The organism is Nostoc sp. (assembly GCF_036919555.1).
GTDB lineage: Bacteria > Cyanobacteriota > Cyanobacteriia > Cyanobacteriales > Nostocaceae > Nostoc.
The window spans coordinates 21346-31084 of sequence record NZ_JBALCS010000046.1; the positions used below are offsets into that span (position 1 = coordinate 21346).

Annotated in this window: 11 protein-coding genes; 2 read left to right on the forward strand and 9 right to left on the reverse strand. The window is 41.9% G+C overall.

Annotation, left to right across the window (positions count from 1 at the left end):
• Nucleotides 1-58 precede the first annotated feature (58 nt).
• The 3 genes from V7K36_RS13630 to V7K36_RS13640 all read right to left on the reverse strand — a co-directional run bounded on the left by V7K36_RS13630 (nt 59) and on the right by V7K36_RS13640 (nt 1987).
• Nucleotides 59-1015, reverse strand: a complete 957-nt coding sequence (locus V7K36_RS13630; RefSeq protein ID WP_335116466.1) for a hypothetical protein — start codon at nt 1013-1015, stop codon at nt 59-61.
• Between the two features lie 162 nt (nt 1016-1177).
• Nucleotides 1178-1420 carry a hypothetical protein gene (locus V7K36_RS13635; protein WP_335116468.1) on the reverse strand — a complete coding sequence of 81 codons (243 nt, stop codon included), beginning with the start codon at nt 1418-1420 and terminating at the stop codon, nt 1178-1180.
• A gap of 441 nt (nt 1421-1861) precedes the next feature.
• On the reverse strand, nt 1862-1987 hold the full coding sequence (locus V7K36_RS13640; protein ID WP_334831383.1) for a hypothetical protein: 126 nt from the start codon (nt 1985-1987) through the stop codon (nt 1862-1864).
• Nucleotides 1988-2023: 36 nt separating this feature from the next.
• Here V7K36_RS13640 and V7K36_RS13645 point away from each other — a divergent pair, with 36 nt between their 5' ends.
• Both V7K36_RS13645 and V7K36_RS13650 read left to right on the forward strand, forming a co-directional pair.
• The gene (locus tag V7K36_RS13645) at nt 2024-4135 is read left to right on the forward strand and encodes a M3 family metallopeptidase (RefSeq protein WP_335116470.1); all 2112 of its coding nucleotides are present in this window, start codon (nt 2024-2026) and stop codon (nt 4133-4135) included.
• A 115-nt stretch (nt 4136-4250) separates the two neighbouring features.
• Nucleotides 4251-4412, forward strand: coding sequence for a hypothetical protein (locus V7K36_RS13650; protein WP_335116472.1), 162 nt, complete (start codon nt 4251-4253; stop codon nt 4410-4412).
• 6 nt (nt 4413-4418) lie between these two features.
• Here V7K36_RS13650 and V7K36_RS13655 read toward each other — a convergent pair whose 3' ends face one another.
• The 6 genes from V7K36_RS13655 to V7K36_RS13680 all read right to left on the reverse strand — a co-directional run bounded on the left by V7K36_RS13655 (nt 4419) and on the right by V7K36_RS13680 (nt 9598).
• Nucleotides 4419-5081: a restriction endonuclease gene (locus V7K36_RS13655; protein ID WP_335116474.1), complete on the reverse strand. Its 663-nt coding sequence runs from the start codon at nt 5079-5081 to the stop codon at nt 4419-4421.
• Between the two features lie 3 nt (nt 5082-5084).
• Entirely contained in the window at nt 5085-6257 is a 1173-nt protein-coding gene (locus tag V7K36_RS13660; protein ID WP_335116476.1) for a DNA cytosine methyltransferase, read from the reverse strand.
• A gap of 121 nt (nt 6258-6378) precedes the next feature.
• Nucleotides 6379-8166 (reverse strand): aspartate--tRNA ligase, encoded by a 1788-nt coding sequence (gene aspS, locus V7K36_RS13665; RefSeq protein WP_335116478.1) that lies wholly within the window; start codon nt 8164-8166, stop codon nt 6379-6381.
• Nucleotides 8167-8336: 170 nt separating this feature from the next.
• On the reverse strand, nt 8337-8561 hold the full coding sequence (locus V7K36_RS13670) for a type II toxin-antitoxin system HicA family toxin (RefSeq protein ID WP_335116480.1): 225 nt from the start codon (nt 8559-8561) through the stop codon (nt 8337-8339).
• Nucleotides 8558-8773: a type II toxin-antitoxin system HicB family antitoxin gene (locus V7K36_RS13675; RefSeq protein ID WP_335116482.1), complete on the reverse strand. Its 216-nt coding sequence runs from the start codon at nt 8771-8773 to the stop codon at nt 8558-8560. The genes V7K36_RS13670 and V7K36_RS13675 overlap by 4 nt, the downstream gene beginning before the upstream one ends.
• Nucleotides 8774-9088: 315 nt before the next feature.
• Nucleotides 9089-9598 (reverse strand): DUF29 domain-containing protein, encoded by a 510-nt coding sequence (locus tag V7K36_RS13680; protein ID WP_335116484.1) that lies wholly within the window; start codon nt 9596-9598, stop codon nt 9089-9091.
• Nucleotides 9599-9739 lie beyond the last annotated feature (141 nt).

Below are 9739 nucleotides of genomic sequence, written 5' to 3' on the forward strand. Positions count from 1 at the left end.
TGCACTTACTTTGCTACCTAGAGCGTTTAAAAACGCTACGATTTCACGCAAAACTATACTAAGATTTACTCTTATCGGCTTCTTTCTGCGCCGCCTCACTGTATTTCTTATATAGTTGAGTCCGAATCTTAGCTTCCTGATAACGGCTGTGGTTTTGTGGCACCGTGCCCATTAAATCTGAAGCCCGTTGCCACTTAGCAGCGATCTCTAACCACTGAGTTGAGGTTGTGGCTGTTTTGCCAGATGCAGAAGCAAGATTTGCAATTCGCACAGATATTGCAAATGGGTCATCAGATAACTCAGAAAGGCTATTGTTAGCAGCACGGGATGGTGTTTCGGCTTTCTTATCGCTAGTATTTTCTGTAGTTAAAGATTTGGAAGTTTCTAGTTGCATTAGGTTTTTCAGTTTATTACCTAACTGGGCATAAACAACCCAACCAAGCAACAACAGTGAGCATAAACCAGCTGCTGCTAATATCGTTGTTTTAGGTTGATTTTTGTGTTTTTCTTTGTTAATGAGTACTAAAGGACGAGAAACTGGAGTTTTAGGAAAATTTGGTTTTCCTAGTTCAGCTTGAGCTTCTGTGAAATCTTTAATTAGTTGCTTTAGAATATGAGGCTGAATTAATGTAATTTCGTGTGACCAAAGCAATTGGTTCTCGCGATCGTTATCTATTTCTTTTAACCAAAGTAATTGTTGTTCCCGAACAATTCTACTGTTGATATTGACTCGGCGAATCTGACGCGGGGCGATGGACTCAAGAATTTGCTGGATTTGTTCTACGATGGGAGATTGCTCAAGTTGCTCTACTCTAGCCGCCTCGCACAGAAGTTGTAAGACACCATTAGAAAAAATGGCTCTAGTTCTGACACCTGACTTGGCTAGCTTTTCGTTCAATAGCTGAATAATCGCAGCAACGCTACCTTGGTGAGCTTGCCAAGCGATATCGTTTATTCGGTCTACCATCGCAAATTTAGTGATAGCTCTTCCACCCTGACTGATTAACGTATTCATTAATTTAGGTACTCTTTTCTACTGACCTTGATCTTGTCTTCGATTTTACGAGTAAAAAGATGAGTTGCCAAATAAAATCATAAACATAGAGCCTTCCTTCTCGGTTCGGCAAGGAGGCTCGATTGCGCTCAGTTAATTTGATATAGTACATTATGATGTCTTTTAGCGATCGCCTTTTGTGAGGTTGAAGTAGATAAATGCACTCTGCGATGGTGCAAAGCACCCGCCATAGGCGATCGCAAATCTATGGCTAAATAGTATCAGGGTCAACACCAAGCGATGTCTGACGACAAGCCGCTTCTCTACGAGACGCTGTTCGCGTTCGCGTCTACGTAAATCTTCCTTGAAGCTTTCCATCTGCGACTGTGCTTGTCTTGCTTGCTCTTGGGCTTGTTCCCTCGCCAATCTTTCGTGTTTGAGCGCCTCTGCTAACTCCCTGGAATCAGCAACTTTTCCCCAGTGTCTTCTCGATAAAAAGCAATCAGTTGCCCCTCTATTTGCAAGCGCAGCTGCAAAGGTTCACATCGACTATAGATAAATGAATATAACTTTCTGCTAATGGTTCACCATCCGAGCTTGGGTAAAAAACTTCTATTGATTGAGAACTGGGTAAAAGGCTAGTCATAATTAGCCACCTGGTTGAGAGGATGGGTGCATGATTATATTATCTCAGAGACTTTCGCTGATATTTCTGGAACTGTCGCCTGTTAAGGAAGAGGACAAGGAGACAAGGAGATAGGGGGACAAGGAGAAACCCATAGATAAATTTATTGGATCTGAAACCGTGTGGACAATGGGTTTTTTCTTTTTTCCCCTTGTGATCTTCGGTCAGGTATCGTTGACAAACTAAACAAAATAGCTATATCGGGATACTTTTGTGAGCAATTCTCGCTTTTTTTGCCTTTTTTCTACAATGGCAAGAATATTTAGCACTGCGATCGCTACATTAGAAGATATATAAATAAAAATCATTGTTGGTTTTTATTCATCCGCAGTTCACACAAAAACATGAGTGCAAGTACTATTATTTCCGACAATTCCCTACTTCAAGGCATTGGTTTACCTCCCTTTGCAGAGATTAAACCAGAACGAGTAGTACCAGCCTTTAATCAGTTGCTGGCAGAACTTGACCAGCAGCTTGCCACCTTAGAGGCTAATGTAGAGCCTACTTGGAGTAGTTTAGTTGAACCCTTAGAAAAGCTGACAGAACGGCTTACTTGGAGTTGGGGGGTGGTGAATCATTTAATGGGTGTTAAAAATAGCCCAGAACTGCGCGAAGCTCATGAAATCGTCCAGCCAATAGTCGTACAGTTTATCAACAAGCTCGGTCAAAGTCAACCCATCTACAATGCTTTTAAGGCACTCCGTACCAGTGATAGTTGGGCAACTTTAGAATTAGCCCAACAGCGCATTGTCGAAGCCGCCATTCGAGATGCACAACTTTCTGGTGTTGGCTTAGAAGGAGAAGCAAGAGAGCGTTTCAACGTCATACAAATGGAGTTAGCAGAACTTTCTACCAAATTCTCTAACCATGTACTTGATGCCACTAAAGCCTTCAGCTTAACCCTCACAACGCAAGCGGAAATTGACGGTTTACCACCAAGCTTAGTGAGTTTAGCAGCCCAAGGCGCTCGTGCATCTGGCGAAAGCAACGCCACACCAGAAGATGGCCCCTGGCGGATTACTTTAGACTTCCCCAGCTATGGCCCTTTCATGCAGCACAGCACCCGTCGAGATTTGCGCCAAAAGCTCTACAAAGCTCATATCACCCGCGCTTCTGGTGGCGATTTGGATAACAATCCCTTAATTGAGCGTATTTTGAAGTTGCGCCAAGAAATCGCAGATATACTAGGCTTTAAAAGTTTTGCCCAATTGAGCCTAGCTAGTAAAATGGCTCCCAACGTTGAGGCAGTCAACGCCCTGTTAGAAGAACTACGCCGCGCTAGTTATGATGCTGCTGTTAAAGACTTGGCAGAACTCAAAGCTTTTGCAGCAGCACAGGGAGCAGCAGAAGCTACAGATTTAAAACACTGGGATATCAGCTTTTGGGCGGAACGCCAACGAGAAGTAAAATTTGCCTTTACCTCTGAACAATTGCGTCCCTACTTCTCCCTTCCCCAAGTGTTAGACGGATTATTTGGATTAGTCAAGCGGCTGTTTAGCGTCACTGTCACCTCTGCCGATGGTGAAGCGCCAGTATGGCATGAGGATGTCCGTTATTTCCAAATTGCTGACGAAACTGGTTCTCCCATAGCCTACTTCTACTTAGACCCCTACAGCCGTCCAGCCGAGAAACGCGGTGGTGCTTGGATGGATGTATGCGTTAATCGGGGCAAAATCACTGAAAATGGTGTCACTGCCATCCGCTTACCTGTAGCTTATTTGGTGTGTAATCAAAGTCCTCCCGTAGATGGTAAACCTAGTTTGATGACTTTCTCGGAAGTAGAGACTTTGTTCCACGAGTTTGGTCATGGATTGCACCACATGCTCACCAAGGTTGACTATCCCGGAGCCGCAGGCATCAATAACGTGGAGTGGGATGCAGTGGAACTACCTAGTCAGTTTATGGAAAACTGGTGCTATGAGCGACCCACTTTGTTTGGAATGGCGAAGCATTACGAAACTGGGGAAGCCCTACCGGAGCATTATTATCAAAAGCTACTAGCGGCGCGTAATTATATGAGTGGTACTGCCATGTTGCGGCAGATCCACATGAGCAGTCTTGATTTAGAACTACACTACCGCTATCGCCCTGGTAGTAATGAAACCCCCTCAGATGTGCGTCATCGCATAGCCAAGACTACTACCGTTTTACCACCACTTCCAGAAGATTCAATTTTGTGTGCTTTTGGACATATTTTTGAGGGTGGTTATGCAGCAGGCTACTACAGTTATAAGTGGGCTGAGGTACTGAGCGCTGATGCTTTTGCAGCTTTTGAGGAAGCTGGGCTAGAAGATGAAGAAGCTATAAAAGCTACAGGTCGGCGTTATCGGGATACGGTGCTGGCACTTGGTGGTGGTCAGCATCCAATGGAGGTGTTTAAAACTTTCCGGGGTCGTGAACCAAGTACGATCGCGTTGCTCAGGCACAATGGTTTAGTCAGTGCTGCTGTCAACTAAACAACACCTCTGTAGGGAGGTTGCAATGCAGATGCATGTCAACTTCAGATAAAAGCCAGTCTCGAACAAGCTTTTACAGATTGTCTGGTTCCCAGTCTCCGACTGGGAATGCCTAATGGAGGGCTACCGCCTCCCTTACTGGCGGCACAACCGCAATGAGCAGCAACTATCTGGTAACAAATCTTCTGCTAATAAGCCAGCGTCTGTCAAGGTGATAGATTTACTCATCAGAAATTTTACGGATAGCGGCTTAATTCTATTGTGGCAGCAACATTAATCCCCTTCATCCTACCAGTAGATTTTCTACACCTAGTGTTATCGTCGTAGTTGCTACCTGAATAATCCGACTGTATTGCAACCGCCAGTGTAGCGCATTAGAAATTGTTAGGTAGCCAATTTCTGGCAGTTGCTGCAAAATTCTTTCTGCAAGTATTTCACGCCCAATTTCGTTTAAAGGAAAGTTGCGTTCCTCTAAAAATGCTATTACATCTTCTTTGTTGCCATTACGGCGTAAGATTTCTCTTAAACCGTAGGTTGTTTGATAATCCCCAGTTCTTTCTCTTGATACAAAGACAACATTCTGGAATTTTAAATTAGCAGTGCGAGAGCTATGCTCATCAATCTTTTCATATGCCAATATCAGCAGATGATAGCCTAATCCATACACTTTTTGACTGGCATTCCGAAAGGGGCAAGAAGATTGTGGCTGACGAATTGATGTCACTTTTAAATCAACTTCTAATCCGGGAAAATCAATCCCTAAAGCAGCACTACTAAGAATGTATTCGTACTTTGTGGACAAATATTGATTAAAAGTCAACTCAACATAGGTTCCTACTGCTTTGCCATCTGTAACGCCATATAAATTAGGAATGGGTGTTGCGCTAAGTACAACACAAAAATCTCGTGCAGCAGTTTTGAGGGAAGATAAGGTTAGCACTTCCATTTTTTAAATAGCCAAAGTTAATTGTTGCCAACCAGATTTACTCAATTCAAAGTTTTTTTGACCGATTCTTTTGCACACCCACTCGACACAAGCTGGTACAATAGCATTTCCAAATAATGCGTATTGCTCGTAAATTCTGGCGACTTGACACCAATCATCAGGAAAACCCATGAGTCTGGCATATTCAATATTAGTTAAACGCCGAAATTTATCACCTACTTGGTAGCGTTCATAATGCCTTGATGTTGAGGCAGTCAATGTTGATGCAATGCCATTAGTTCCAAATATGGTATAACCAAGTCTCGCGCCTCCATCTTGGTTGTACAAAATTTCAACTCCATTACAATAACGATTTACAGGCTTACTTTGCTTAATCCGCTCCAGCGTATCGGCAGTAAAATCAAACTGAGTATCCACCATTGACTCATCCTGAAGAATATCCTGAAGCCTCTTTCTCGGCTTGATATTAGGCAATGACGAAATATTTTGAGTGAACATCTGGTTTTTATAGGCAATTCCCCAGTTATCATTTTTACTTTTCATCGTCATGATTGGTAACATATATTTTACCAATGGAACTTCTATATTTGGTAATAAAATATTGTCTTCTCCAGTTAAAAAGACTGATAGCTTTTCTAAAGTATTAGGTGTTATATCTGTTGAATTTAATTTTGTGCCAAAAATAAAAATTCTATCTCGATTTTGAGGGATACCAAAGCTCAAAGGGCTAATTATTCGCCATTCGATAAAATAATCTAATTCAGAAAGTGCATTTAAAATTAATCTAAAATGATAGCCGTTTTCCATTGTCAAAAGTCTTTTGACATTTTCTAAAAAAAAATGTTTTGGCTGCTTTTGGTCTAATATTTCTATAATGCGCTCAAATAGTGTTCCCCTAACTATATCTCTTACACCAAGTTTTTTGCCAGCCGGACTAAACGGTTGGCAAGGGAAGCCAGCAGTTAATATATCGTGATTGGGAATGTCTAAGATGGAGATTTCGTTGATATCGCCTAAAGTAATTGAGTATTTGCCAAAATTACTTTCATAAACTTTACAGCAAAGTTCGTTAATATCATTCGCCCATACTGTTTTAATATTTGCATTTGCCATACCCAGGCGAAACCCACCGATACCAGCAAAAAGCTCTAAGGCTTTGAGTTTGTTTGTTGTCATCTACAAATTTTGAAACAAATTATGCCTGTGGGCAAATAGGTATATTATTCATTTTCTTTGCTTTCTCAATTCAAGTAATTGGTGGGCATTGCCCACCCTACTTAGACAATTCCCTAGTTTACTAAGACTTTGGTTTATAAGTCGAAGCAACGTGCAATTCTTTCAACTGTTTAGCATCTACACTCGAAGGTGCATCTGTTAACAAACAACGCGCTTGTTGTGTCTTCGGAAAAGCAATTACATCCCGAATAGATTCTTCTCCAGCTAGCAACATCACTAAACGATCTAAACCGTAAGCGATGCCACCATGCGGTGGTGTACCATATTCAAATGCTTCTAAAAGAAAGCCAAATTTACTTTGTGCTTCTTCAGGCGATAAACCGATCGCTTCAAACACCTGCTGTTGAATTTCTCGCTGATAAATCCGCAGACTTCCGCCGCCAACTTCTACGCCATTAAGTACCAAGTCATAAGCTTGGGCGCGTGCAGTCTTTAAGTCGCTCAAATCATCAGGATGAGGTGCTGTAAACGGGTGGTGTAGTGCTTCTAGACGCTTTTCGTCAGCATTCCACTCGAACATCGGGAAATCTGTAATCCACAGCAAGTTGATTTTTTCTGGATCAATTAACTCAAATTCTTTAGCGATCGCTTGCCGTAATCTATCTAATGTTTTATTAACTGTAGCAGCATCACCAGCCCCAAACAACAGCAAATGTCCAGCTTTTGCACCTGTACGGCGTAAAATTTCTTGTTTTTGTTCAACGCTGAGGTTGTCTTTTATCGCCCCAATGGTGTCAATTTCGCCATCATCCCTGACGCGGATATAAGCTAAACCTTTAGCACCGGCTTCGCTGGCTTCTTTAAATAAGTCACCGCCTGGTTTAATGCGGACATTAGAAATTACATCGTTTCCGTTAGGAATGGGTAGGATTTTGACGATACCACCATTGTTAACGGTGTCCCGAAAGACTTTGAAACTAGAGTTTTTCACAATATCTGAGACGTCAACTAATTCCAAACCATAGCGGGTATCTGGTTTATCACTACCGTAGCGTTCCATCCCCTCAGCGTAAGTAAGACGGGGAAAAGGGCGCTGTAACTCAATTCCTTTAACTGTTTTGAAGATATGACAAACTAACTTCTCATTCAGTTCGATAATTTCTTCTTGGGACATGAAGCTCATTTCCATGTCCAACTGGGTGAATTCCGGTTGTCTGTCGGCGCGTAAATCTTCGTCACGAAAGCAACGGGCAATCTGATAATATCTGTCCAAGCCGGATACCATCAGCAATTGTTTAAATAGCTGGGGTGATTGCGGCAAAGCATACCATTCACCAGGATTGACGCGACTGGGTAGAACATAATCCCGCGCCCCTTCTGGGGTAGAACGGGTAAGGATTGGGGTTTCGACTTCGATAAAACCTTCCAAATCTTCCAGATAACGACGCATCGCTTTAACAATTTGATGACGCAGTTGCAAATTTTGCGCCATCCGTTCGCGTCGCAAATCTAAATAACGATATTTCAGCCGCAAGTCTTCCCGCACTGTCTCAGTGTCAGCTACGGAAACTTGGAAAGGTAACTGTTTGCGGACAGCATTGAGGAGTTTAATTTTATCGGCGTAGATTTCCACCTCGCCTGTTGGGATGCGGGGATTCAGCGATTCTTCGGGACGGTGCGTTACCCTACCTGTGATTTCGACAACATATTCATTTCGCAGAGTGTTCGCCTGCTCATAGGAATCTGGGGTGCGTTGCGGATCGCTGACGATTTGGACAATTCCAGAGCGATCGCGTAAATCTAAAAATATCACACCACCATGATCGCGGCGACGGTCTATCCATCCGTAAAAGGTAACAGTTTCTCCAATATGTTCTTTTCGGAGTTCGCCGCAATAGTGAGTTCGCATAAGTGTTAGTTCTGTTTATCTGGGCTAGATTAGCAAGAAAATGTCAAAGCCTTCCCATTATCTAGCATCAATAGTAATTGTAGTAGTTCTAGTGCAATAAAAAATGGAATAATCTCATACTATATAGATAAAGGAACTCATAACACCGCAAGGGTAAATTTTACCTATTTTTACAATAGTTCCCGGAATTGATCACGGCTGATCTGACAGTCACGGAGTATCTGTGCTAACAAACCAGAACCAATTGTTTCATTAGAATGCACTGGAACAACAGTTCGACTACCATCACTGTGTATCAAAAAATCGTGACTACCTCGGATTCTTGCTACTTCAAAACCTGCTCTTTTTAACGCTGCAATTACTTCCCCTCCTATCAAACTCGGTAGTTTGCTCATACTTGAACAGAAACCCTCTGCACACCGATAAACTCTAATGCTTCGGTGTTTTCTTGTTCAACCTCTAAACAAAGTTCAAGAGCTTCTTTAATCCGGTCTATCAGTTCGTCTAGGGATTTAGCTTGGGTGTGACATCCTGCAAGATTAGGCACGGAGGCAATAAAATAACCCTCAGAGTCGCGTTCTATAATGACGTTAAATTCTCTGGTCATCTTGAGATTGTTGTTTGGTGGGGGTAATGTAATTGTAAAGTAGCTCAGTAGCTGCAAACAATTATCGCTGATGCAACCCGCAAATTTAATTTATTCCCTTCCGACTAATGCGACGCCGAGTAGCCCGCACTTCAGCAAAGCTCAGTTACCACCGCAGGCATCGCGTGCTAAACCATTTTCGGTTAAATTTTATTTTATCCTGAAGATGACACAGCCAGTAAATTTAAAGTCACGCCAGTAGGGTGCATTACACCAGAGACTAACCCACCACAATAGATTCAATCAAGATGGTGCCTTCAACTCAATCTACGAATCTTAATCACTGTCTCCATAAAAATCTTCATCTAATAACTGTTCTATCAAAAAAGGACAATCGAGAGGATATTCTGCGTCCGTTGGTTTTCTCACTCCTAATTTAGCTTTTTTACTTTCTTTGATTGCCAGTTTACGAGCATCGGCATAGGCTTCTTTGATTGCCAGTTTACGAGCATCGGCATAGGCTTGAGAAATAACTTCAGTAATATAATTTTTAAAAGAAGGATTTTCTGACAAATCCTTTTTTACTCGAAAACGATGTTCTGTGACAGAACTATACCAGCTTGTTTGCATCATCTCAGGAGCATCAGATTGGACGGTTAACTTGAGTAAATGAGCAATCAAGATTGTTAAATTACTCATAAATGACCGTTTCTCTGACTTTCCCATGTCTTCTAATTCTACAAGCAAATGCTCCCAATCTATGTCATAAAAACGATGTTCTTTAATCTGCTCAATAATGCTTTCTCGCCACAGATTAAAATCTTGTTCATACAGTTGATTGTTCATATAACATTGAATATTTTGGATATCTGGAAATTGTTATTTCGGAGAATAGACCTCTTGCAGAATTACTTGTATGTTATGGTAGGGGTTTGGAATTTTGCTTCTGGTAAACTTAATTCGTAGTTGTAAATTGAGGCTAGTAAG